This is a genomic window from Micromonospora sp. DT15, from assembly GCF_049841475.1.
Taxonomy (GTDB): Bacteria; Actinomycetota; Actinomycetes; order Mycobacteriales; family Micromonosporaceae; genus Micromonospora.
In genome coordinates, this window is record NZ_JBNCKJ010000007.1 from 269,726 (window position 1) to 292,302 (window position 22,577).

The 22,577-nt window shown below is 70.0% G+C and carries 20 protein-coding genes; 16 read left to right on the top strand and 4 right to left on the bottom strand.

Annotation, left to right across the window (positions count from 1 at the left end):
* Positions 1-113 precede the first annotated feature (113 nt).
* The 3 genes from ACLQ3F_RS17820 (at position 114) to ACLQ3F_RS17830 (ending at position 3,259) form a co-directional block, all read left to right on the top strand.
* On the top strand, positions 114-944 hold the full coding sequence (locus tag ACLQ3F_RS17820) for a 3'(2'),5'-bisphosphate nucleotidase CysQ (protein ID WP_357199928.1): 831 nt from the start codon (positions 114-116) through the stop codon (positions 942-944).
* Between the two features lie 75 nt (positions 945-1,019).
* Positions 1,020-1,931 carry a sulfate adenylyltransferase subunit CysD gene (cysD, locus tag ACLQ3F_RS17825; protein WP_124862940.1) on the top strand — a complete coding sequence of 304 codons (912 nt, stop codon included), beginning with the start codon at positions 1,020-1,022 and terminating at the stop codon, positions 1,929-1,931.
* A gap of 74 nt (positions 1,932-2,005) precedes the next feature.
* A complete protein-coding gene (locus ACLQ3F_RS17830) occupies positions 2,006-3,259 on the top strand; it encodes a sulfate adenylyltransferase subunit 1 (RefSeq protein WP_355010213.1) in 1,254 nt (417 codons plus the stop codon).
* Between the two features lie 262 nt (positions 3,260-3,521).
* On the opposite strand, the gene galK is transcribed toward ACLQ3F_RS17830, so the two are convergent.
* Together galK and galE are read right to left on the bottom strand one after the other, a co-directional pair.
* The gene (galK, locus tag ACLQ3F_RS17835) at positions 3,522-4,691 is read right to left on the bottom strand and encodes a galactokinase (RefSeq protein ID WP_425850166.1); all 1,170 of its coding nucleotides are present in this window, start codon (positions 4,689-4,691) and stop codon (positions 3,522-3,524) included.
* Positions 4,688-5,671, bottom strand: coding sequence for a UDP-glucose 4-epimerase GalE (gene galE / locus ACLQ3F_RS17840; protein ID WP_425850168.1), 984 nt, complete (start codon positions 5,669-5,671; stop codon positions 4,688-4,690). The genes galK and galE overlap by 4 nt, the downstream gene beginning before the upstream one ends.
* A gap of 195 nt (positions 5,672-5,866) precedes the next feature.
* On the opposite strand from galE, the gene ACLQ3F_RS17845 reads away from it, so the two are divergent.
* From ACLQ3F_RS17845 to ACLQ3F_RS17870, 6 genes are all read left to right on the top strand, one after another.
* Complete coding sequence (locus ACLQ3F_RS17845; protein ID WP_425850170.1) at positions 5,867-7,036, top strand: hemolysin family protein; 1,170 nt, start codon at positions 5,867-5,869, stop codon at positions 7,034-7,036.
* 33 nt (positions 7,037-7,069) lie between these two features.
* Positions 7,070-8,095: a tryptophan--tRNA ligase gene (trpS, locus tag ACLQ3F_RS17850; RefSeq protein WP_357199942.1), complete on the top strand. Its 1,026-nt coding sequence runs from the start codon at positions 7,070-7,072 to the stop codon at positions 8,093-8,095.
* 13 nt (positions 8,096-8,108) lie between these two features.
* Positions 8,109-8,690: a 2'-5' RNA ligase family protein gene (locus tag ACLQ3F_RS17855; RefSeq protein WP_387351020.1), complete on the top strand. Its 582-nt coding sequence runs from the start codon at positions 8,109-8,111 to the stop codon at positions 8,688-8,690.
* Between the two features lie 106 nt (positions 8,691-8,796).
* A complete protein-coding gene (locus tag ACLQ3F_RS17860) occupies positions 8,797-9,723 on the top strand; it encodes a YihY/virulence factor BrkB family protein (protein ID WP_425850174.1) in 927 nt (308 codons plus the stop codon).
* Positions 9,723-10,109, top strand: coding sequence for a GntR family transcriptional regulator (locus ACLQ3F_RS17865; RefSeq protein WP_357199950.1), 387 nt, complete (start codon positions 9,723-9,725; stop codon positions 10,107-10,109). Before ACLQ3F_RS17860 ends, ACLQ3F_RS17865 begins: the two co-directional genes overlap by 1 nt.
* 81 nt (positions 10,110-10,190) lie before the next feature.
* Complete coding sequence (locus ACLQ3F_RS17870) at positions 10,191-10,628, top strand: hypothetical protein (RefSeq protein ID WP_357199953.1); 438 nt, start codon at positions 10,191-10,193, stop codon at positions 10,626-10,628.
* A gap of 154 nt (positions 10,629-10,782) precedes the next feature.
* Here ACLQ3F_RS17870 and ACLQ3F_RS17875 read toward each other — a convergent pair whose 3' ends face one another.
* Both ACLQ3F_RS17875 and ACLQ3F_RS17880 read right to left on the bottom strand, forming a co-directional pair.
* Positions 10,783-12,420 (bottom strand): glycoside hydrolase family 13 protein, encoded by a 1,638-nt coding sequence (locus tag ACLQ3F_RS17875; protein WP_425850177.1) that lies wholly within the window; start codon positions 12,418-12,420, stop codon positions 10,783-10,785.
* 32 nt (positions 12,421-12,452) lie between these two features.
* On the bottom strand, positions 12,453-13,499 hold the full coding sequence (locus ACLQ3F_RS17880; protein ID WP_357199958.1) for a LacI family DNA-binding transcriptional regulator: 1,047 nt from the start codon (positions 13,497-13,499) through the stop codon (positions 12,453-12,455).
* A gap of 195 nt (positions 13,500-13,694) precedes the next feature.
* Between ACLQ3F_RS17880 and ACLQ3F_RS17885 the strand changes: the two genes are divergently transcribed.
* From ACLQ3F_RS17885 to ACLQ3F_RS17915, 7 genes are all read left to right on the top strand, one after another.
* Positions 13,695-14,945, top strand: coding sequence for a sugar ABC transporter substrate-binding protein (locus tag ACLQ3F_RS17885; protein WP_355010193.1), 1,251 nt, complete (start codon positions 13,695-13,697; stop codon positions 14,943-14,945).
* Positions 14,945-16,585 carry an ABC transporter permease subunit gene (locus ACLQ3F_RS17890; RefSeq protein WP_357199961.1) on the top strand — a complete coding sequence of 547 codons (1,641 nt, stop codon included), beginning with the start codon at positions 14,945-14,947 and terminating at the stop codon, positions 16,583-16,585. The genes ACLQ3F_RS17885 and ACLQ3F_RS17890 overlap by 1 nt, the downstream gene beginning before the upstream one ends.
* Positions 16,582-17,511 carry a sugar ABC transporter permease gene (locus ACLQ3F_RS17895; RefSeq protein WP_425850182.1) on the top strand — a complete coding sequence of 310 codons (930 nt, stop codon included), beginning with the start codon at positions 16,582-16,584 and terminating at the stop codon, positions 17,509-17,511. Before ACLQ3F_RS17890 ends, ACLQ3F_RS17895 begins: the two co-directional genes overlap by 4 nt.
* A gap of 86 nt (positions 17,512-17,597) precedes the next feature.
* The gene (locus ACLQ3F_RS17900) at positions 17,598-17,945 is read left to right on the top strand and encodes a hypothetical protein (RefSeq protein ID WP_355010190.1); all 348 of its coding nucleotides are present in this window, start codon (positions 17,598-17,600) and stop codon (positions 17,943-17,945) included.
* Between the two features lie 277 nt (positions 17,946-18,222).
* Positions 18,223-19,290 carry a BMP family lipoprotein gene (locus ACLQ3F_RS17905; protein WP_387351822.1) on the top strand — a complete coding sequence of 356 codons (1,068 nt, stop codon included), beginning with the start codon at positions 18,223-18,225 and terminating at the stop codon, positions 19,288-19,290.
* 250 nt (positions 19,291-19,540) lie between these two features.
* Positions 19,541-21,130 carry an ABC transporter ATP-binding protein gene (locus ACLQ3F_RS17910; protein WP_425850312.1) on the top strand — a complete coding sequence of 530 codons (1,590 nt, stop codon included), beginning with the start codon at positions 19,541-19,543 and terminating at the stop codon, positions 21,128-21,130.
* A gap of 76 nt (positions 21,131-21,206) precedes the next feature.
* Positions 21,207-22,574: an ABC transporter permease gene (locus ACLQ3F_RS17915; protein ID WP_425850185.1), complete on the top strand. Its 1,368-nt coding sequence runs from the start codon at positions 21,207-21,209 to the stop codon at positions 22,572-22,574.
* The last annotated feature ends 3 nt before the right edge of the window (positions 22,575-22,577 follow it).

The window sequence follows — 22,577 nt, forward strand, 5'->3', positions numbered from 1 at the left end:
AATCGGAAACGGCGGGCCGGTAGTCTGCGCCTTTCAGCGTGCCGCGACCGGCGACGCGAGTCGCGGCGGATCGGCCCGTGCGGGCAGCGCGGCGAGGCGACGGGAGCGGACAGATGAGCAGTCCTCCGATGATCGATGGCGCGTTCGCCCGATGGTTGGCGTCCCGGGCCGGGCAGGCGCTGCTCGACCTGCGCACGGAGATGGGTTTCGCCGACGGCGGTGCGCTGAAGTCGGCCGGGGACAAGGTGTCGCACGACCTGATCCGCACGGAGTTGGCGAAGTGGCGTCCGGGTGACGCGGTGCTCTCCGAGGAGGACGAGGGGTCGCGGTTGGCCTGGGCTGCGGAGGTGAACACCGGCGCGGTGTCCCGGCTGAACGCGGACCGGGTGTGGATCATCGACCCGTTGGACGGCACCCGGGAGTTCTCCGAGGAGGGCCGCTCGGACTGGGCGGTGCACGTGGCGCTCTGGGCGCGCAACGCGCCGAGCCCGCACGGGCTCGTCGCCGGGGCGGTGGGGTTGCCGGCGCAGCACCGGGTGCTGGGCACCGACTACCCGCCGGCATACCCGCCGATGACAGTGGAGGCGGCGACGGCCGGCGAGCGGAAGATCCGCCTGGCCGCGAGCCGGAGCCGTCCGCCGGTCTTCCTGACCGATCTGGCCGAGGACGTCGGGGCGCATCTGGTGCCGATGGGCTCGGCCGGCGCGAAGATCGCCGCAGTGGTCACCGGCGAGGTGGACGCGTACATCCACGCAGGTGGGCAGTACGAGTGGGACTCGGCGGCCCCGATCGCTGTGGCGACGGCCACCGGACTGCACGCTTCCCGGATCGACGGTTCTGCGCTGAAATACAACGAGGCGGATCCGCGGCTGCCCGACCTCCTGGTCTGCCGCAAAGATCTCGCCACCCGGTTGCTTGCAGCGCTGCAGAAACATTCCGGGTAGCCTGAGCGCACTTTCTTGACATGTCCGACCGGAAAGGTCTGGAAATCGGATGAGCGAGCGAATCGAGCCGGTGTCATGACCACCCCCGCGGCGTACCAGGTCTCCCACCTGGACGCCTTGGAAGCGGAGAGCATCTTCGTGATGCGCGAGGTGGTCGCCGAGATGGAACGCCCGGTGATGCTCTTCTCCGGTGGCAAGGACTCGATCGTCATGCTGCGGCTCGCGCAGAAGGCGTTCGCCCCCGCCAACATCCCCTTCCCGGTGATGCACGTCGACACCGGGCACAACTTCCCCGAGGTCCTGGAATACCGCGACCAACGGGTCGCCGAGCTGGGGTTGCAACTCGTGGTGGCGAGCGTGCCGGAGGCCCTGGCCAGCGGCATGGTCCGGGAGTCCGGTGACGGCATGCGCAACCGGATCCAGACACCGGTGCTGCTGGACGCGGTGGAGAAGCACCGCTTCGACGCGCTGTTCGGTGGCGCCCGCCGGGACGAGGAGAAGGCCCGGGCGAAGGAGCGGGTGTTCAGCTTCCGCGACGAGTTCGGTCAGTGGGACCCGAAGAACCAGCGGCCGGAGCTGTGGTCGCTGTACAACGGCCGGCACCACCCGGGCGAGTCGATCCGGGTCTTCCCGCTGTCCAACTGGACCGAGCTGGACGTGTGGCACTACATCGCCCGGGAACGCATCCCGCTGCCGTCGATCTACTACGCGCACGAGCGCGAGGTGATCGAACGGGACGGCATGTTCTACGCCGTCAACGAGTTCTTCCGCCCCCGCGCGGGTGAGGAGCGGTTCAAGGCACAGGTGCGCTACCGCACCGTCGGCGACGCCTCCTGCACCGCCGCGGTCCGCTCCGACGCGGACACCGTGGAGAAGGTCATCGAGGAGGTGGCGGCCACCCGGATCACCGAGCGCGGCGCCACCCGTGGTGACGACCGGGTCAGCGAGGCCGCCATGGAGGACCGCAAGCGGGAGGGCTACTTCTGATGAGTACCGAGATCGTGGCCGCCGCGAGCGCGGACGCGCGGGCTGTTGCCGGCGCCGGGCCGGAGGCCCGGCCGATGGACCTGCTGCGGTTCGCCACCGCCGGCAGCGTGGACGACGGGAAGTCGACCCTGATCGGGCGGCTGCTCTACGACACCAAGTCGCTCTTCACCGACCAGCTGGCCGCCGTGGAGGCGGTCAGCGCGGCCCGCGGCGACGAATACACCAACCTGGCGTTGCTCACCGACGGTCTGCGTGCCGAGCGGGAGCAGGGCATCACCATCGACGTGGCGTACCGGTACTTCGCCACCCCCCGGCGCAAGTTCATCATCGCCGACACCCCGGGCCACATCCAGTACACCCGCAACATGGTCACCGGCGCTTCGACGGCGGACCTGGCGTTGATCCTGGTGGACGCGCGTAAGGGCCTCGTCGAGCAGTCCCGCCGGCACGCGTTCCTCTGCTCGCTGCTGCGGGTGCCGCACCTGGTCCTCTGTGTCAACAAGATGGACCTCGTCGACTGGTCGCAGGAGGTCTACGAGCGGATCGCCGACGAGTTCACCGCCTTCGCGGCGAAGCTCGACGTACCGGACCTGACAGTGGTGCCGGTCTCCGCGTTGCGCGGCGACAACATCGTCACCCGGTCGGACAACATGCCCTGGTACGAGGGCCCGTCGCTGCTGCACCACCTGGAGCGGGTGCACATCGCCAGCGACCGCAACCTGGTCGACGTCCGGTTCCCGGTGCAGTACGTGATCCGTCCGCAGTCCACCACTGTCACCGACTACCGCGGCTACGCCGGCCAGGTCGCCTCCGGCGTGCTGAAGCCGGGCGACGAGGTGATGGTGCTGCCCTCCGGCTTCACCAGCCGGATCGCCGCCGTGGAGACCGCCGACGGGCCGGTCGCGGAGGCGTTCCCGCCGATGTCGGTGACGGTACGACTGGCCGACGAGATCGACATCTCGCGGGGTGACCTGATCTGCCGGCCGAACAACGCTCCGGCGGTGGCCCAGGACATCGAGGCGATGGTCTGCTGGATGGACGAGACTGCCCCGCTACGGGTCGGTGGCCGGTACGCGATCAAGCACACCACCCGGTCGGCACGGGCGATCGTGCGCGGGTTGCACTACCGGCTGGACATCAACTCCCTGCACCGCGACGAGTCCGCCGACGAACTGCGGCTCAATGAGATCGGTCGGGTGCGACTGCGCACGACGGTGCCGCTGCTGGCCGACGAGTACCGCCGTAACCGCACCACCGGCGGCTTCGTCATCATCGACGAGGCGACCAACCGCACGGTAGGCGCCGCCATGATCGTCGAAGCGAGCTAACCCCAACCCGCGCCGCACCCGCGCTGCCCGCGCAAGATCGCGCTCGATCCAGGATGTAGTGGCCTCGCCCGTTGGGCGAGGCCACTACATCCATGAACCAGCACGATCTCCACAACCGCCGCCGCCCGCCCCCGCCCCCTCCCCCCGCCCCGCCTGAGAGGGGTGATCAAGAGGTTCGCGTCAGGATCCGGGCTCGAATTGACGCAAACCTCTTGATCACCGCCGGCCCCGGGTGGGGTGGGGGTGGGTGGGTGGGGTGGGGTTAGGGCAGGCGGGTGGCGCCGGGGGAGGGGAGGACCGTCACGGTGCCGGGGGCGGTGAAACCTCGTTGCGCGTACGCGTCGGACACGGCAGCGGCTACCGCGTCGGCACTGTCTGCCTCGATCAGCGCGAGTACGCAGCCGCCGAAGCCGCCGCCGGTCATCCGGGCACCCAGCGCGCCGGCTGCCAACGCTGCCTCGACCGCGGTGTCGATCTCCGGGACGGTGATCTCGAAGTCGTCGCGCATCGAGGCGTGGGAGGCGGTCAGCAGCGGGCCGATGTCGCGGACCCGGGCGGCGCGGAGCAACGCCACCGTGTCCAGTACGCGCTGGTCCTCGGTCACCACGTGCCGGACCCGTCGCCGGGTCTCCTCGTCGTCGAGCCGTGCCAGCGCGGCGTCGAGCTGGTCGATGCTCACGTCCCGCAGCGCTGTGACACCGAGCGCGTTGGCCCCGGCCTCGCAGGAGCGACGGCGGGCCGCGTACTCCCCGTCGGCGTGGCGGTGCGGCGCACGGCTGTCGATGACCAGCACAGCCAGCCCGTCGGCGTCGAGGTCGAACGGGATGTGCTCGACCGACTCGTCCCGACAGTCCAGGAAGAGGGCGTGCCCGGCGCGGCAGCGGATCGCCGCGGACTGGTCCATGATGCCGGTCGGCGCGCCCACGTAGACGTTCTCCGCCCGTTGCGCCAGCCGGGGTTGCAGTTCCGGGGCGAGCTCCAGCTCGCCGAGGTCGAGCAGGGCGGACAGCACTGCCGACTCCAGCGCGGCCGAGGAGGAGAGCCCGGCGCCCAGCGGCACGTCGGAGGCGATCGCCAGCCGGGCACCGGGCACCGGGTGACCGGCCTCGCGTAGCGCCCAGACCACACCCGCGACGTACGCGCCCCAGCCGGAGACGCGGCCCGGCTCGGCGACGTCCTCCGCGCCGAAGGTGATCGACTCGCCGGACAGTTCGGACCAGACCGTCCAGTGCTCGCCGTCCTGCCGGTCGGCGGCGACGACGGTGCGCATCGGCAGGGCGAAGGGCAGCACGAAGCCTTCGTTGTAGTCGGTGTGCTCACCGATCAGGTTGACCCGCCCAGGGGCGGCCCAGCGGCCGGTGGCCTGGGCACCGAACTGCGCGGAAAAGCCGGCCGCGGCCCGCTCGGCGACATCACTGCTCGGGTGGGTCATGACTGGCCCAGGATGTGCGTGCGGTAGAACGCCCAGGCATCCCCGACCATGTCGTGCAGTGTCGGCTTCTGCGGCACCCAGCCCAGCTCGTCGCGGGCCAGTGCGGAGGATGCGACCAACTCGGCCGGGTCGCCCTCGCGGCGCGGCGCGACCTCGACGGGCAGTTGGTGCCCGGTGACCTCGCGCACCACGTCGACGACCTGGCGGTTGGTGAAGCCGTTGCCGTTGCCCAGGTTGTAGATCCGGTGCTGACCGCCGGTGGCCGCGTCCAGCGCCAGCAGATGCGCGCGGGCCAGGTCGGCGACGTGGATGTAGTCGCGGACGCAGGTGCCGTCCACTGTGGGGTAGTCGTCACCGAAGAGCTGGAGCTTGTCCCGCCGGCCGGCGGCGACGTCCAGTGCGATCGGGATCAGGTGCGTCTCCGGGTCGTGTCGCTCGCCGAGGGTGATGTCGCCGTCGAGGTGGGCGCCGGCCACGTTGAAGTAGCGCAGCGACACGGCGGCCAGCCCGTGCGCGATCGCCTCGGAGGTGAGTGCCATGTCGACGGCGAGTTTGGTGGCGCCGTACGTGTTGGTGGGTGCCTTGACCGCGTTTTCGGTGATGGGCAGCTCGGTGGGGTTGCCGTAGACGGCGGCGGTGGAGGAGAAGACCATCCGGGGCACCCCGGCGGCCCGGACCGCGTCGATCAGGGCGAGCGTGCCGATGGTGTTGTTGTGCCAGTACAGCTCCGGCTTGACCATCGACTCGCCGGCGGCGATCAGGGCCGCGAAGTGCAGCACGCCGTCGAAACCGGCGTCCGCGGTGATGACCTGTGCGGCGTCGTGGATGGACGCCTCCACGTGGGTGGCGTCCGGCGCGAGGGCCTCGCGGTGGCCGGTACGCAGGTCGTCCAGGATGACCACCTGGTGACCCGCGTCGAGCAGCATCCGGGTCACCACGCTCCCGATGAAGCCGGCGCCCCCGGTGACGAGCAGTTTCACGTCGTTGCCTCCTGCCTGGCCCGCCCGGGACGTGGCCCTTCGGTGATCACACTAGGGCGGTGGCCGGCGCTCTCGCCGTCGCCACCGCCAACCCCATTCCATCATAATCTCTCATGATTAAACAGAGCCGAACATCTCTCTGCCGCTCCGCCTGATCCCCGGTGCGGTGGGCCCACGGTGTCTACCATCTCTGTCATGCGGGAAGCGGCCCGTACCGGGCTCCGGCGAAACGCGCGGGCACACCCCCGCCGCGCCCCTGGCCCGCTCGCCCGGGGCGTCGCCCGGGTGCTGGTTCGCGCCGCGGATGGCGCCACCCGACTCGTCACCGACCTGCTCGGGACCGGTCCGACGGCCGGTCGGGAACACATCTCCGAGGCCGATCTGCGGGACCTTGTCGCGGCGAACACGGTGCTCGACCCGGACGAGCGACGGATCATCGACGAGGTCCTGGTGGCCGGTGCCAGTCTGATCCGCGAGGTGATGATGCCGCGCACCGAGGTGGTCTTCCTCCCGGCACGGATGACAATCGTCGAAGCCGCCCGACTGGTCCGCGCCGCAACCCACACCCGTTACCCGGTCACCGACGGCACGCACGACGACGTGGTCGGCTTCGTGCACCTCCGTGACGTACTGCTGCGCCCGGACGCCGACCCGTGCGTCACCGTCGGGGAGTTGGCCCGGGAGGTGAAGCGACTACCGGACAGCAAACGGGTGCTCGCCGCGCTGACCGAAATGCGCCGGGAGGGCCAGCACCTCGCTGTGGTGGTCGACGAGTACGGCGGCACGGCCGGGATCGTCACGCTGGAGGACCTCATCGAGGAGTTCTTCGGCGAGATCCACGACGAGTACGACGCCACCCCGGACCCGGAGCGTGCCGGCCTGCCCGCCGTGGTGGACGGCCGTCTCAACCTCGCTGACTTCGCCGAGCGGACCGGGGTGGCCCTTCCCGCCGGACCGTACGAGACGGTGGGCGGGTTCGTCATGGCCGCGCTGGGCCGGCTCCCGGTGACCGGTGACGAGGTGCCGGTGCCGGGTGAGCCCGCCGAGGTCGGCGCACCCGATCCGGCCGAGCTGCCGGCCGGCTGGCTGTTGCGGGTGCTCACGTTGGACGGCCGCCGGGTGGCCCAACTCGCCGTCTCCGCCGCCCGCAGCGCCGACCAGCGCCGAGAGCAGGGCGCCGGCAAGCGCCTTGAGTACGACGCCGCGTCGGCCTCGGCGGGCGGCCCCGAGCCGGCTCGGGAGGCGGTGACGGGGCAGCACCGCCGGGTGTCGGTCGGGCCGACGCGCCGGGTCGGCGCTGGCGAACCACGCGAGGTCAGCACCCCGGCACCGGCGGGCCGGAGCCGACCCGCCGGCCCGTCATGACGGACCGGGTTGCTTGCTGACAGAATTATCGCCATGTCCGACGTTCCCGCCCGGCCCCGCGTCTTCTCCGGCATCCAGCCGACAGCCGACTCGTTCCACCTCGGCAACTATCTCGGCGCGGTGCGGCACTGGGTGGCGCTACAGGACACCCACGACGCGTTCTACTGCGTGGTGGACCTGCACGCCATCACGGCGGGGCACGATCCGGCGCTGCTGCGCCAGCGGACCCGGGTGGCCGCGGCCCAGCTCTTCGCGGTCGGGCTCGACCCGGAACGCAGCACGCTGTTCGTCCAGTCGCAGGTGCCCGAGCACCCGCAGCTGGCCTGGGTGCTCGGTTGCATCACCGGCTTCGGCGAGGCCAGCCGGATGACCCAGTTCAAGGACAAGTCGCAGAAGCAGGGCAACGAGCGGGCCAGCGTCGGGCTGTTCACCTATCCGGTCCTCCAGGCCGCCGACATCCTGCTCTACCAGGCCAACGCGGTCCCGGTCGGCGAGGACCAGCGCCAGCACCTGGAACTCTCCCGGGATCTGGCCCAGCGCTTCAACTCGCTGTTCGGCGCGACGTTCACGGTGCCCGCGCCGCACATCGTCAAGGACACTGCCAAGATCACCGACCTGCAGGACCCGACCGCGAAGATGTCGAAGTCGTCGTCCTCGCCAGCCGGCATCATCGACCTGCTCGACGATCCGGCCCGGTCCGCGAAGAAGATCCGTTCGGCGGTGACTGACACCGGTCGGGAAATCGTCTTCGACACCGAGACCAAGCCGGGTGTGTCCAACCTGTTGACCATCTACTCGGCGCTCAGCGGCCGCAGCATCGACGAGCTGGTGGCCGCCTACGCGGGTCGTGGCTACGGCGATCTGAAGAAGGAGCTGGCCGAGGTGGTGACGGACTTCGTCCGGCCGATCCAGGAGCGCACCCGCGCCTACCTCGACGATCCGGCGCAGTTGGACAAGCTGCTCGCGGCCGGCGCGGAGAAGGCCCGCGCGGTGGCCGCGGCGACCCTGCGGTCCGCGTACGAGCGGGTCGGGTTCTTCCCGCCCGTGCGCGGCGAGTAGCTCCGCGGTACAGGTGGACGGCTCGGTGCTCGGAGGGGCGGCGCGAAGCGTGGATCGCAGTGGCGGGGTGCCGCCGACCGGCGACACCATCCAGATCGGCATCGCCGTGGACATCCCCGAGCCGTGGGGTGCCCTGCTCACCCGGCGGCGGGTCGAGGCCGGTGATCCGCTGGCGGTGCCCGCGCACGTGACGTTGCTCGGGCCCACCGAGATCCGGACGGCCAACCTGCCGGCGGTCGAGCGGCACCTGGCCGCCGTCGCCGCCGCGCACCTGCCGTTCACCCTGCACCTGCGGGGCACCGGCACGTTCCGTCCGGTCACCCAGGTGGTGTTCGTCGCGGTGGCCGCCGGGATCAGCGAGTGCGAGCTGCTGGCCGCGGCCATCGCCGCAGCGCCGGGCCTGCACCGCGAACTCCGCTTCCCGTACCATCCGCACGTCACAGTGGCTCAGGACGTGGCACCGGAGGCCCTGGACCGGGTGTACGAGGATCTGGCCGACTTCTCCGCGATGTTCGAGGTCGACGGGTTCACCCTCTTCTCGCACAGCGGGCAGGCCAGGTGGCAGCCGCGTCGGGACTTCTGCCTCGGCACCTGAAACGCCGGCATTCGAGCCGTCAGCACCTGAAGCAGCGACGCGCCGGCCGGCGAGCATCGGGAGCCGGTTGCCACTACAGCGGTGGGAGATCGGCGAGGATGACCGCGTGAACGTGATCGGCCGGATCGAGACGGGCATCGACCGCTGGGTGAGCGCCGCGCGCCACCGGTCGGGGCTCTTCGATCACGTGTGGCGGGCCGGGGTGCTGTACGGCGAGGTGCTGGCTGGCCGGTTGGCCGCCGCGATCGCCTACTACGGCTTTTTCGCCGTGTTCGCCCTCGCCCTGGTCGCGTTCTCCGTCTTTGGCGCGATCCTGGAGGACAACGACGAGGTCAGCGCGGCGGCGGCCGACTTCCTCAAGGAGAATCTGCCGTTCCTGGACGCCGGGCAGATCGCCAACTCCAGCGGCACCGTCGGTGTGGTCGGCCTGGTCATCCTGGTCTTCACCGGGATCGGTTGGGTCGAGGCCATCCGGTCCTCGCAGCGGCTGATGTACCAGCTCAACCAGCAGCCGGGCAATCTGGTGGTACGGCGGCTCGTCGACCTGGGCGTGATGGTCGGCGTCTTCGTGCTGCTCGGCGTCTCGGTCGCGGCGGTGGACGCGTTGGAGTCGCTGCTGCGTTTTCTGCTGCGCAGCACCGGCTCGGTGGGTCTGACCACCATCAGCGCGGTGCTCAGCGTGCTGGTCAACACAGTGCTCGCCACCGCGTTGCTGCTCGCCGTGCCCCGGCTGCGGATGAGCCGGTCCCGGCTGCGCCCGGTGGTGTTGCTCGTCGCTGTCGGCATCACGCTGCTGAACACCGTCGGCCGGTACTACGTGGTGCGGACCGAGCGGAACCCGGCGTACACCGTGGTGGCCGGCGCCGTCGGTCTGCTGCTGTACCTCTACCTGCTCAACCAGTTGGTGTTGTTCGGCGCGGCGCTCCTGGCGACCAGCACCACCGGCCGAGTGGTGGACCTGGCGGAGACCCCCGCCCCGCCGAAGGATGTCGACGAGGGCATCGACCCCGGTACGCCGGGCGGTGCGGGCTGATGACGGAAGGCGCGCAGGTGCTGATCTCGGTCGACGCGGACTCGTCGGTGCCCCCGTACGAGCAGGTGCGCGTGCAGCTCGCCGAGCTGATCGGCGACGGCAGGTTGCCGGTGGGCAGCCGCCTGCCCACCGTCCGGCAGCTCGCGGCCGACCTGCGGTTGGCCGCGAACACGGTGGCCCGCGCCTATCGGGAGCTGGAGGCGGCCGGGCTGCTGGAGACCCGGGGGCGCAACGGCACCTTCGTCGCCCCCGGTCGGGACGACGCCGTCGACCGGTTGCAGCGGGCGGCGGCCGGTTACGCGGCGGAGGCGGCCCGGCTCGGCGTGCCACCGGCCACCGCGCTCGCTTTGGTCCGCGCCGCCCTGGACGCGGTCCGCCCCGGCTGACCGGCCGCCGATCGACCGTCGGACGGGCGATAACTGAGCAGAACTGCGCCGCCGCTCGCGTTCGCGGACCATGATGAGCCGGTGGGCGCACTCATGACACTGGACCTGCCGGCGGACTCGCCGCTCCTCGGCCTGCCGTGGATCATCACCTTCGGTCCGCTCGGTGATATCGACGAGTGGGAGCCGGTGGTCTGCGGGCCGTACGAGCGACCGCACGCGTTGGCCCTGGCCGAGGCGGTGGTGGCCGAGGAGCAGTTGATGGCCGTGGTGGAGCCGTTGCTGCCGGCGCTGTCCGCCGACGAGATCCGCAGCGAGATCGCCGCCGCGCAGGTCGCCGCCGAGGATGAGGCCCGGCAGGTGGAGGGGGCCGACCTGTACGGCGACTTCGAGGACGTGATCGACGAGGAGTTGGACGCGGCAGCCGACGAGGCCGGCCACGGTGAGCCCGTCGAAGCGCCGGACGAGGCCGAGGTACGTGCCGGCTTCACCCGGATCGCGGCGTTGCTCACCGCGAAGTGACGACCTGGGTCGGCGTGCACGGACACCGGCGCCACGCGGAGCGGACTCCGCGCGGCGCCGGTGGCACCTCACCCCCCACCACAAGGGGCCGGTAGCCCAGTCGCCCGTCGGCGCGGGGCACGACGAACGACCAGGTCGAGAACGAGTTACCCGTTCAGCGCCGTTCCAACCAGACTGCCGCGTCAATTGGCAGCAGCCGGCCGGAGCCCTGTTCGGTGAGCTCGTCGCTGGCGACGAGCGGCTGACCGTACCCGTCGATCAGGACCGGCGCGCCGCTCATGTTGACGACGCAGGTCAGCACTGTCGCGCCGGCGGAGCGGGAGAAGGCCAGCACGCCCGGCTCGCTCTCCTGCCAGGTGACCCCGTCGGCGTCGAGGGCGAGCGCGGGATGAACGTGGCGGATCCGCAGCGCGGTCCGGTACAGCTCCAGGGTCGAGCCGGGCACGCCGGTCTGCGCCGTGACGGACAGCGCCCGCCAGAGCGCCGGGGCGGGTAGCCAGCTCAGCTCACTGCCGGCCGGTCCGAAGCCGTACGGAGCCAGCTCGCCGTCCCACGGGATGGGCACCCGGCAGCCGTCGCGGCTCTCGCCGGTGCGCAGGAACGCCGGATCCTGGCGCAGCTCGTCGGGGAGGTCGAGGACCTCCGGCAGGCCCAGTTCCTCGCCCTGGTAGAGGTAGGCGCAGCCGGGCAGGGCGAGCATCAGCAGGCTGGCGGCCCGGGCTCGGCGCAGCCCTTCGACGCCGTCGCCGTACCGGGTGACGTGCCGCTGCTTGTCGTGGTTGGACAGCACCCAGGTGGTGGGCGCTCCGACGACGGTCGCCTCGGCCAACGCCGTGTCGATCACCTTGCGGAACGAGTCGGCCGACCAGGTGGCGTCGAGGAAGTCGAAGCTGAACGCCTGGTGCAACTCGTCCGGGCCGATGTAGCGGGCCAGGCGCTGCGGCGTCTCGGCCCACGCCTCGGCGACCGCCATCCGACCGCCGGGGTAGCTGTCCAGGATGGGCCGCCAGGCCCGGTAGATCTCGTGCACCTCGTCCTGGTCGAAGTAGGGCAGCCGGCCCTTGCCGAGCAGTTCGACCTGGCGCTGGCCGGTGGTCGCCGTGCTGAAGCCGACGTCCGGCAGCCCTTCCGCCTTGATCATGCCGTGCGCGACGTCGACGCGGAATCCGTCGACGCCCCGGTCCAGCCAGAACCGCAGCACGTCCTCGAACTCGGCGCGGACCTCCGGGTGACGCCAGTTCAGGTCCGGCTGCGAGCTGTCGAACAGGTGTAGATACCACTGACCGTCAGCGGTCCGGGTCCAGGCGGGGCCGCCGAAGATGCTCTCCCAGTCGTTCGGGGGCAACTCGCCGTGCGTGCCCTGACCGTCGGCGAAGAGGTAGCGGGCCCGCTCCGGTGAGCCGGGGCCGGCGGCGAGCGCCGCGGTGAACCAGTGGTGCGCGCTGGAGGTGTGGTTGGGCACCAGGTCGACGATGATCCGAAGGCCGTGGGCGTGCGCGTCAGTGATCATCGCGTCGAAGTCGGCGAGTGTGCCGAACATCGGGTCGACGTCCCGGTAGTCGGCCACGTCGTACCCGCCGTCGATCATCGGCGAGGTGTAGAAGGGGGTCAGCCAGAGCGCGTCCACACCGAGGTCGCGCAGGTACGGCAGGCGCTGCCGGATGCCCTGGAGGTCGCCGGTGCCGTCGCCGTCGCTGTCGGCGAAGCTGCGGACGTACACCTGGTAGACGACCGCAGAGCGCCACCAGTCGTCGTCGGTGGTGGTCTGCGGTGGGGTGGCGGTGCTGATCATTCGAGCAATATGCCGGCCCGCCGTTGCAAGAGTCAAGCAGATCTTGCGTAAGACAAGCGTGCGGGACTCGGCGCGACAGCCGTGGAGCCACGCACCACCAGCTCCGGGCGGAACAGGTACTCCGAGTGCGGGGCGCCGTGCCCGTTGATCTCGTCCACCAGGGCGCGGACGGCGGCCACCGCCATCGCGGTGACCGGTTGCCGCATGGTGGTCAGCGGCGGGTCGGTGAAGGCCATCAGCGGGGAGTCGTCGTAGCCGACCACGGAGAGGCCGCCGGGCACGTCGAGGCCGCGTTGACGGGCGGCCCGGATCGCGCCGAGCGCCATCAGGTCGGAGCCGCAGACCACCCCGGTGACGCCGCGGTCCAACAGGCGGCCGGCCGCCGCCTCGCCACCCTCCACTCCGAACAGTGACAGCTCGGCCAGCGGGCCCAGGTCGGCTTCGGCGACGCCGGCCAGCCGGGTCATCGCGGAACGCCAGGCGGCCACCTTGCGCTGCACCGGGACGAACCGGTCCGGGCCGGTGATCAGGCCGATCCGTCGGTGCCCGAGCGCGACCAGGTGGGCAACTGCCAGCTCGGCCGCCTCCCGGTCGTCGCAGGAGACGAAGGGCGCGCCGATGCCGGGCACGTACCCGTTGATCATCACGACCGGCAACGGCCGGGCGAGCAGTGCCCGGTAGCGGTCGTGGTTGGCGGCCGTGTCGGCGTGCAGTCCGGAGACGAAGACGATGCCGGAGACCTGCCTGTCCAGCAGCATCTCCACGTACTCGTCCTCGGTCACGCCGCCGGCGGTCTGGGTGCAGAGCACCGGCGTGAATCCACTCTGCGCCAGAGTGGACTCGATGACCTGGGCGAAGGCGGGAAAGATCGGGTTGTCCAGCTCCGGCACCACCAGGCCGACGAGACCGGCGCTGCGCTTACGCAGCCGGGCCGGCCGCTCGTACCCGAGCACGTCGAGGGCGGTGAGGACGGCCTGCCGGGTCTCCGGAGCCACGCCGGGGCGGTCGTTGAGCACCCGCGACACCGTGGCCTCGCTGACTTCGGCCTGCTGGGCGATGTCGGACAGTCGAGCGCGCATGGCGGCACTTTAGCCCACCGGCAAGTTCTTGCGGGGTCCTCTGCAAGCCCTTCCATTACTTGCAACGTCTTGCTAACGTCCCCGCAACATGCGAGAGCAGCGGCGCAGCATCCAAGCGCCGATCGGCAAGAACTTCCAGCTTTCCACTGGCGAGCCGCCCGTCCCCGGCGAGCCGCCATGACGACAGGAGTACCGATGCGCATCCGTACCGCGGGTGTGGTCGCCCTCTTCGCCCTGGCGCTCGCCGCCTCAGGCTGCGGTGGCGACAGCGACGAGCCGGCCGCGAAGGAGACCCCCAAGGCCGCCGGCGGCAAACTGGTGATCTGGGCGGACGACAAGCGGACCGCCGCCCTCAAGCCGTTCGCCGAGAAGTTCGGCCAGGAGAACGGCGTCAGCGTCGAGGTCCAGGCCGTCCCGAACGAGGACCTTCAGAACAACTTCGTGACAGTGTCGAGCCAGGGCGGCGGCCCGGACGTGGTGATCGGCGCGCACGACTGGATCGGCAACCTGGTCCAGAACGGTGCCATCGACCCGGTGCAGCTGTCCGACCAGCAGAAGGCCGCCTTCAACGAGACCGCCGTCAAGGCCGTCACGTTCAACGGCCAGCTCTACGGCGTGCCCTATGCCCAGGAGAACCTGGCGCTGATCCGCAACACCGAACTGGCCCCCGAGGCACCGAAGACGATCGAGGACCTGGTCGCCACCGGCAAGCAGCTCAAGGCGCAGAAGAAGGTCACCGAGACGCTCTGCCTCCAGGTCGGCCAGAAGGGCGACGCGTACCACATCTATCCGCTGTACACCTCGGCCGGCGGTTACCTCTTCGGCACCACCGCGAACGGCGACTACGACCCGAAGGACCTGGGCGTGGGCAAGCCGGAGTCGATCGCCGCGTTCAAGAAGATCGCCGCGCTCGGCGAGAAGGGCGAGGGCGTGCTGAAGCGCTCGATCGCCGACACCAACTCGACCGCCACCTTCACCGGCAAGAAGTGCGCCTTCCTGGTCTCCGGGCCGTGGGCCACCGCCGACGTGAAGAAGGCCGGCATCAAGTACGACGTCTCCGCCGTTCCCGGCTTCGCCGGCGGCAAGGCGGCCGCGCCGTTCGTAGGCGTCCAGTCCTTCTACGTGGCGGCCAAGGGCAAGAACAAGGCACTCGCCCAGGAGTTCGTCGCCAACTACGTCACCACGCCGGAGCTGGCCGTGGCGCTCTACCAGGCCGACCCGCGCCCGCCGGCGCTGACCGCCGCGCTTGACCAGGTCAAGAGCAGCGACCCGGACCTGGCCAAGTTCATCGAGGCCGGCAAGAACGGGCAGGTGCTCCCGGCCATCCCGGCCATGGCCGCGATCTGGGACCCGTTCGGCAAGGCCGAGGCCGCCGTCATCGGCGGCGCCGACCCGACCAGCACGGTTACCGCGGCCGGCAAGACGATCGCCGGTTCGATCAAGTAATGAGCACACCGCTGTCCGGCCCGGGGCCTGCCCAGCAGGCCCCGGGCCGGGGGCCCGTCCGCACCGGGTCCCCGCGCACCACCCGTACCGCGCGGAACCACGCGCCGATCACCGCGACCGGCCTCGCCGCGAAGGTGATCCTGCTCGGCCTGGTGGCCGGGATCGCGATCTGGGCGGCCTTCCCGCTCGTGGCGGCCGAGAAGTGGGTCGGGCTGGCGGTGCTGGTGCTGACCACCGCCGCACTGTTCTATCTGTACCTGGGCCGCCGGCACGTCCCGGCGAAGTACCTCATCCCCGGCACGCTCTTCCTGATCGCCTTCCAGGTCGTGCCGGTGCTTTACACCGCGAGCACGGCCTTCACCAACTTCGGCGACGGCCACCGAGGCAGCAAGGACGACGCGATCGTCGCGATCCAGAGCTCCTCGGTCAAGCAGGTCCCGGGGTCCACCCAGTACCCGTTGTCGGTCGCCACCAAGGGCGATCCGGCCACCGGTGCCCTGGTCTTCCTGATCACCAAGCCAGGAACCGACACGGTCTCCGTCGGCGACGCCGAGGGCCTTCGCCCGCTCGATCCCGGCGCGGCCACCGTCGGCCCCGGCGGGAAGGTCACCGCGGCCGACGGCTACACAGTGCTGAACTTCAGCCAGGCCAGCGCCCGCAGCAAGGACATCACGGACCTGGTGGTGCCGACGGCCGGAGGCGCGCTGCGCTCGTCCGGTCTGTCCCGGGCGTACGAGGGCAAGGCCGTCCGGGCGTACGACGCGGGCTGCGACTGCGTCAAGGACAGCGACAGCGGCAGGACCTGGACCGCGGACGGCGAGGTCGGCGCGTTCGTCGCCGCCGACGGCGAGCGGCTGGCCCAGGGTTGGAAGGTGAACGTCGGGCTGTCCAACTTCACCCGGGTGCTCACCGACGAGCGGATCTCCGGGCCGTTCCTCCGCACGCTGATCTGGAACTTCGCCTTCGCCATCGGCTCCACCGGCGGCACGTTCATCCTCGGCATGGCGATCGCCCTGGCGCTGCACTCGCCCCGAATGCGGGGCACCAACCTCTACCGGATGTTGCTGATCCTGCCGTACGCCATGCCGTCCTTCGCGATGCTCCTGGTCTGGCGGGACATGTTCAACACCGACTTCGGGCTGATCAACAATCTGTTCGGGCTCAGCGTCGACTGGTTCGGGCAGGGCTGGTCGGCCCGCGCCGCGGTGATCCTGGTGCAGCTCTGGCTCGGCTACCCGTACATGTTCCTGGTGGCCACCGGCGCTCTACAGGCCATCCCACGGGAGTTGACAGAGGCCACCTCGGTCGACGGGGCGTCGCGCTGGCAGTCGTTCCGGGCCGTCACCCTGCCGCTGCTGCTGGTCGCGCTCTCGCCGCTGCTGATCTCGTCGTTCGCGTTCAACTTCAACAACTTCAACGCGATCTACCTGACCACCGAGGGCGCGCCATTCCCGGCGGACAACCCCAGCAACGGCGCCACCGACCTGCTGATCACCTACACCTACCGGCTGGCGTTCGGTGGGCAGGCCGCACAGTTCGGCTTCGCCGCGGCCATCTCGCTGTTCATCTTCGCCATCGTCGCGGTGGTGTCGGCGGTCAGCTTCCGGCGGACCCGCCAACAGGAGGAGGTGTACTCATGACCATGCTCACCGGCGCCGCCGTCACGGGCGGCGCGAACGGCCCGACGACGGTCGACCGCAATGCGGGCAGGCGTAAGAAGCGATGGTTCGCCGAGGTCGGCTGGCGGCACCTGGTCGGCCTGCTCGGCGTGCTGTTCAGTCTCTTTCCGCTCGTGTTCGTCGTCTCGGCGGCGCTCAATCCGCTCGGCACCCTGTCGTCCACCGAGTTGGTGCCGACCGGCGGGGTGTCGTTGGAGAACTTCGGGAACCTGTTCGCGCGCACCGAGTTCGCTGACTGGTTCCTGAACTCGCTGCTCATCGCCGGTGGGGCCGCGTTCGCCTCGGTCTTTCTCTCCGCGCTCGCGGCGTACGCCTTCTCCCGGATGCGGTTTCAGGGGCGACGGGTGGGGTTGCTGTCACTGCTGTTGATCCAGATGTTCCCGCAGTTTCTCGCGATCGTTGCGATCTTCCTGATCTTCGGCACGATCACCGACCTGTGGCCGGCCATCGGCTTCAACACCCCGTGGGGTCTGTTGCTGCTCTACCTGGGTGGCGCGCTGGGCGTGAACACCTGGCTGATGAAGGGCTTCTTCGACACCCTGCCCCGCGAGCTGGACGAGTCGGCCACGGTGGACGGCGCCTCACACGCCCAGGTCTTCTTCCGGATCATGCTGCCGTTGGTGGCGCCGATCCTCGCGGTGACCGGGCTGCTCGCCTTCATCAACACCATCAACGAGTTCCTGATGGCGAGCGTCTTCCTCACCGACACGGATGCCAAGACCCTCGCGGTCGGCATGCGGGGCATGTTGCAGGGCGGCGAGCGGAACACCAACTTCGGGATCTTCGCGGCCGGCACCCTGCTGACCGCGATCCCGACGGTGCTGGTCTTCCAGTTCCTCCAGCGGTACATCGTCTCCGGCCTCACCTCCGGTGCGGTGAAGGGATAGGTCATCGGCCGTGGCCGGGCGGCCTGGACGCGCCGACCGGTCACCCCACTACTACAAAGTGTCGTTGATAGGGGAGTATGGCGGGCGTGGAAGCTCTCAGACTCATCCTTCTCTACGTCCATCTGATCGGGTTCGCCCTGCTGCTCGGTGGCTCGATCGCCCAGTACGCCAGCGGTCGGCTGCGGATCAACCAGGCCATGCTGTGGGGCGCGGTGATCCAGTTGCTGACCGGGCTGGGCCTCTCCGCGCCGCTGCGCGGCGGCGGCGACGACGAGCCGAACCCGGCAAAACTTGTGACGAAGTTGGTGATCGCGCTGCTGATCTTCGTCATGGTCTTCTTCTCCCGGAAGCGGGACGTGGTCAACCGCGGTCATTTCCTCGCGATCGTCGGTCTGACCCTGGTCAACGCGGCGGTCGCGGTCTTTTGGCGGTAACGTCCGTGGAGGGAAACGCCTCCAGAAAACGGACGTTGCGGACGCTGTGGCGCACGGTTACCAGCACGAAGAGTGACGTGCCCCACGCGAGGGTTACACCCGGGTAACAGGCGCTCAACAGTCGTGCACGATTGTCGGCCGGTGGGTGGGCGCGGGCGTACGCTCCCGTCCGTAACGTGGGACAGCCGGCGGCACACCCGCAGGTCGGCTGATGGGCTGCCACCGCACAAGGCGCGGTGTGCAATGGGAAGGAGACGTCTTGCGCTCGGTGCGTGGGATGCGGATCGCTTCGATCTTCGCGGTGGGTGGGCTCGCGCTCACCGCCGCCGCTTGTGGCGAGGCGCCCAAGGATGACAACAACGCCGGCAGTGGCGCCAAGAAGTTCAGCGCCTGCATGGTGACCGACGTCGGCGGCATCGACGACAAGTCGTTCAACGCTTCGGCCTGGAAGGGCCTGCAGGAGGCCAAGGCCGCCAACGACAACATCGACATCAAGTACGTCGCGTCGAAGGCCGAGGCCGACTACGAGCCGAACCTGACGCAGTTCGTCAACCAGAAGTGCGACTTCATCCTGGCGGTCGGTGGCCTGATGGGCGACGCCACCTCGAAGATCGCGAAGGCGAACCCGAACCAGCAGTTCGGCATCGTCGACGCGAACCCGGGTGACGCCAACGTCTACCCGATGCAGTTCGACACCGCCCAGGCGGCGTTCCAGGCCGGCTACCTGGCCGCCGGGATGAGCAAGAGCGGCAAGGTCGGCACCTACGGTGCCGTGCCGATCCCGCCGGTGACCATCTTCATGGACGGTTTCGTCGACGGTGTGAAGTACTTCAACACCACCAAGGGCAAGAACGTCCAGGCCCTGGGCTGGAACAAGGAGACCCAGAAGGGTTCCTTCTCCAACGCCTTCGACAAGCAGGACGAGGGCAAGAAGGTCTCCGACGCGCTGGTCGCCCAGGGCGCGGACATCATCATGCCGGTCGCCGGCGGCTCCGGCCTCGGCACCACCGCTGCGGCCAAGGCCTCGGGCGGCAAGTACAGCACCATCTGGGTGGACGTCGACGGCTGCGAGAGCACCCCGGACTGCTCCGCGATCGTGACCACCGTGGTCAAGAACATCCCGGAGGCCGTCAAGGAGGCCGTGGTGAAGGCCGCCGGTGGCGAGAAGCTGGAGTCCAAGCCGGGCTTCGTCGGCACCCTGGCCAACACCGGTGTCTCGATCGCCCCGTACCACGACTTCGACAGCAAGGTTCCGGCCGAGCTGAAGGCCGAGGTCGACAAGATCAAGGCGGACATCGCCGCTGGCACCATCACCGTCACCTCGAAGGCCCAGCCGACCAAGTGACAACCGGCCGGCCGCTCCGGTGAGATCATCGGGGGGCCGGCGGGGGACAGGTACGACTCGATCGGCCGCTCCGGCTCTGCGGATACCCCGCGGGGTCGGAGCGGCCGATCGCGCACCACGGCGGCCGGTCCGGTCCGGCCGGTACGACGGCAGCTAGGCTGCACCATCGCTCGCACTCCAGGAGGTTGCGCTGAGACTCGAACTGCGCGGCATCACCAAGCGGTTCGGTGATCTGGTCGCCAACGATCACATCGACCTGACGGTGGAGCCTGGAGAAATTCACGCCCTCCTCGGCGAGAATGGCGCGGGCAAGTCGACCCTGATGAACGTGCTCTACGGGCTCTACCAGCCCGACGAGGGCGAGATCCTGGTCGACGGCAAGCCGCTGAAGCTGAAGGGCCCGTCCGACGCGATCGGGGCCGGGATCGGCATGGTGCACCAGCACTTCATGCTGGTGCCGGTCTTCACCGTCACCGAAAACATCATGCTCGGCGCCGAGCAGATCAGGGGCGGCATCGCCGGCTTCCTGGACCGGCGGCGGGCCCGGCGCGAGGTCACCGAGGTGTCCGAGCGCTACAACCTGCGGGTCGACCCGGACGCGGTGATCGAGGACCTGCCGGTCGGCATCCAGCAACGCGTCGAGATCGTCAAGGCGCTCACCCGCGACGTCGACCTGCTCATCCTGGACGAGCCGACCGCTGTGCTCACCCCTCAGGAGACCGAGGAGTTGCTGACGGTCATGCGGTCGCTCAAGGCGGCCGGCAAGTCGATCGTCTTCATCACCCACAAGCTCGGCGAGGTCAAGGCCATCGCCGACCGGATCACCGTGATCCGACGCGGAAAGACCGTCGGCACCGCCTCGCCGGAGGCCAGCCGGGACGAGCTGGCCGCGTTGATGGTCGGGCGCAACGTCCGGCTCACCGTGGACAAGACCCCGGCCACTCCGGGCGAGCCGGTGCTGGAGGTGGCCGGGCTGGTCGTCGACGACGACCGGCAGATCCGCGCGGTTGACGGCGTCGACCTGACCGTTCGCGCGGGCGAGGTGCTCGGCGTGGCGGGCGTACAGGGCAACGGTCAGACCGAGCTGATCGAGGCGATCATGGGCCTGCGCCCGGCGCTCGCCGGCACGATCAGCCTGGCCGGCGACCGGATCAACGGCTGGAAGCCCAAGAAGGTGCTCCGGGCGGGCGTCGGTTACGTGCCCGAGGACCGTAGCGTGGACGGCCTGATCAAGGAGTTCAGCGTCGCGGAGAACCTGGTGCTGGACATCTACGACCGGCCGCCGTTCGGTGCCGGGCTCGCGCTGAAGCCGGACGCGATCGCCGCCTCCGCAAAGGAGCGGATCGAGCAGTTCGACGTTCGTACCTCATCGGCCGACGCGGCGGTGGGCACCCTCTCCGGCGGCAATCAGCAGAAGGTGATCGTGGCCCGGGAGCTGTCCCGGCCGCTGAAGCTCTTCATCGCCGCCCAGCCGACCCGTGGCGTCGACGTCGGATCGATCGAGTTCATCCACAGCCAGGTCATCCGCGAGCGGGACATCGGCACCGCCGTTCTGGTGGTCTCCAGCGAACTCGACGAGGTGATCGGGTTGGCCGACCGGATCGCGGTGATGTACCGCGGCCGGATCATCGGCATCGTCGGCCCGGACACCCCGCGTGAGGAGATCGGTCTGCTGATGGCCGGCATCAGCCCGGACGAGGCCCACGACGCCGTCGCCGAGAAGCCCGACGCGGCAACCGCCGACGGCGAGTCCGGCGCGGGACCCGCCACCGACAAGCCCGGCGCGGCAGACGGGAGCCCGGCGCGCGACGCGGGCTCCGCGAGCGAGGACGAGGCATGAGCGAGCGCCAGCGAGCGAACAGTCGACACCGGGGTCTGGTGCCTCATGGCGTCACGCAGCGAAGCGGAGTGACGGCATGAGCGACCCCAATCCGCAGTCCGGCTCGCCGGACAAGGAGCCGGCGAGCGAGGCGCAGGCCGCGCAGAACGCGCTCGGCAACACCGAACGCGCCGAGGTGGCCACCGAGCCGGATCGCTCGGCCACGAAGCCGGCCCCGGAGCCGAAGCCGAGCCTGGGCCGGTTGTTCCTGGACAACCTCTGGGCGGCGAACACCTTCACGGTGACGCTGTTGTCGTTGGTGCTGGCGATCGTGGTCGGCGCGGTGCTGATGATCATCTCTGATCCCGACGTGCTCGCCACCTACTCGTACATCACCTCCCGCCCGTCCGACGCGATCAACTCCAGCTGGACGCTCGTCAGCGAGGCGTACGCGAACCTGTTCAAGGGCTCGATCTTCGACCCCGAGGCGTTCTCCGGCTGGTTGGACGGCGCCAACGGCTGGCAGGCGGTGCTCGCGCCGATCTCGGAGACGCTGACCTACGCGGCGCCGCTGGTCTTCACCGGCCTGTCGGTGGCGCTGGCCTTCCGGGGCGGCCTGTTCAACATCGGCGCCCAGGGCCAGGCCACCATCGGTGTGATCATGGCGGCGCTGGCCGGCTTCCTGCTGCCGCTGCCGCCCGGCCTGCACCTGCTGGTGGCGGTGCTCGCCGGCGCGCTGGGTGGAGCGATCTGGGGCTTCATCCCCGGCATCCTCAAGGCCCGTGCCGGCGCGCACGAGGTGATCAACACGATCATGCTCAACTACGTCGCCACGTACTTCCTCACCTGGTTGATCGTGCAGAACGGCGTGCAGGACCCGAACCGCACCGACGCGATCAGCAAGGCGGTGGACACGTCCGCCCAGCTGCCCCGACTGCTCGGCGACAACCTGCGCGTGCACGCCGGCATCCTGCTCGCCGTGCTGGCCACCTGGGCGGTCGCCTGGCTGCTCAACCGCTCGACGCTCGGTTTCGAGCTGCGCGCGGTCGGCGCCAACCCGGACGCCGCCCGGACCGCGGGCATCAGCGTCACCCGGACGTACATCCTGATCATGGTCTTCGCCGGAATCCTGGCCGGCCTCGGCGGCTCGAACATGGTGCTCGGCTCGACCGCCAGCGCGTTGACCCCGCTGGTGGTCGCGCAGATCGGGTTCGACGGCATCCTGGTGGCACTGCTCGGGCGGGTGAAGCCCTGGGGGGTGCTGCTGGCCGCGCTGCTGTTCGGCGCGCTTCAGGCCGGTGGTAACCGGATGCAGTCGTACTCCGGGATCTCGCTGGAGCTGGTGACAGTGCTCCAGGCGCTGATCGTCATCTTCATCGCCGCACCGGCCCTGGTGAAGGCGATCTTCCAGCTCCGGGCCGCGCGCGCCGCCCGGTTGCAGACGAGCCTGGCGAAGGGCTGGTAACTC

What these genes read in the sequence shown, in the direction of transcription:
- ACLQ3F_RS17820 (WP_357199928.1), top strand. Translation starts at nt 114, where the DNA reads ATGAGCAGTCCTCCGATGATCGATGGCGCGTTCGCCCGATGGTTGGCG.
- cysD (WP_124862940.1), top strand. Translation starts at nt 1,020, where the DNA reads ATGACCACCCCCGCGGCGTACCAGGTCTCCCACCTGGACGCCTTGGAA.
- ACLQ3F_RS17830 (WP_355010213.1), top strand. Translation starts at nt 2,006, where the DNA reads ATGGACCTGCTGCGGTTCGCCACCGCCGGCAGCGTGGACGACGGGAAG.
- galK (WP_425850166.1), bottom strand. Translation starts at nt 4,691, where the DNA reads ATGACCCACCCGAGCAGTGATGTCGCCGAGCGGGCCGCGGCCGGCTTT.
- ACLQ3F_RS17845 (WP_425850170.1), top strand. Translation starts at nt 5,867, where the DNA reads ATGCGGGAAGCGGCCCGTACCGGGCTCCGGCGAAACGCGCGGGCACAC.
- trpS (WP_357199942.1), top strand. Translation starts at nt 7,070, where the DNA reads ATGTCCGACGTTCCCGCCCGGCCCCGCGTCTTCTCCGGCATCCAGCCG.
- ACLQ3F_RS17865 (WP_357199950.1), top strand. Translation starts at nt 9,723, where the DNA reads ATGACGGAAGGCGCGCAGGTGCTGATCTCGGTCGACGCGGACTCGTCG.
- ACLQ3F_RS17875 (WP_425850177.1), bottom strand. Translation starts at nt 12,420, where the DNA reads ATGATCAGCACCGCCACCCCACCGCAGACCACCACCGACGACGACTGG.
- ACLQ3F_RS17880 (WP_357199958.1), bottom strand. Translation starts at nt 13,499, where the DNA reads ATGCGCGCTCGACTGTCCGACATCGCCCAGCAGGCCGAAGTCAGCGAG.
- ACLQ3F_RS17885 (WP_355010193.1), top strand. Translation starts at nt 13,695, where the DNA reads ATGCGCATCCGTACCGCGGGTGTGGTCGCCCTCTTCGCCCTGGCGCTC.
- ACLQ3F_RS17890 (WP_357199961.1), top strand. Translation starts at nt 14,945, where the DNA reads ATGAGCACACCGCTGTCCGGCCCGGGGCCTGCCCAGCAGGCCCCGGGC.
- ACLQ3F_RS17895 (WP_425850182.1), top strand. Translation starts at nt 16,582, where the DNA reads ATGACCATGCTCACCGGCGCCGCCGTCACGGGCGGCGCGAACGGCCCG.
- ACLQ3F_RS17905 (WP_387351822.1), top strand. Translation starts at nt 18,223, where the DNA reads ATGCGGATCGCTTCGATCTTCGCGGTGGGTGGGCTCGCGCTCACCGCC.
- ACLQ3F_RS17915 (WP_425850185.1), top strand. Translation starts at nt 21,207, where the DNA reads ATGAGCGACCCCAATCCGCAGTCCGGCTCGCCGGACAAGGAGCCGGCG.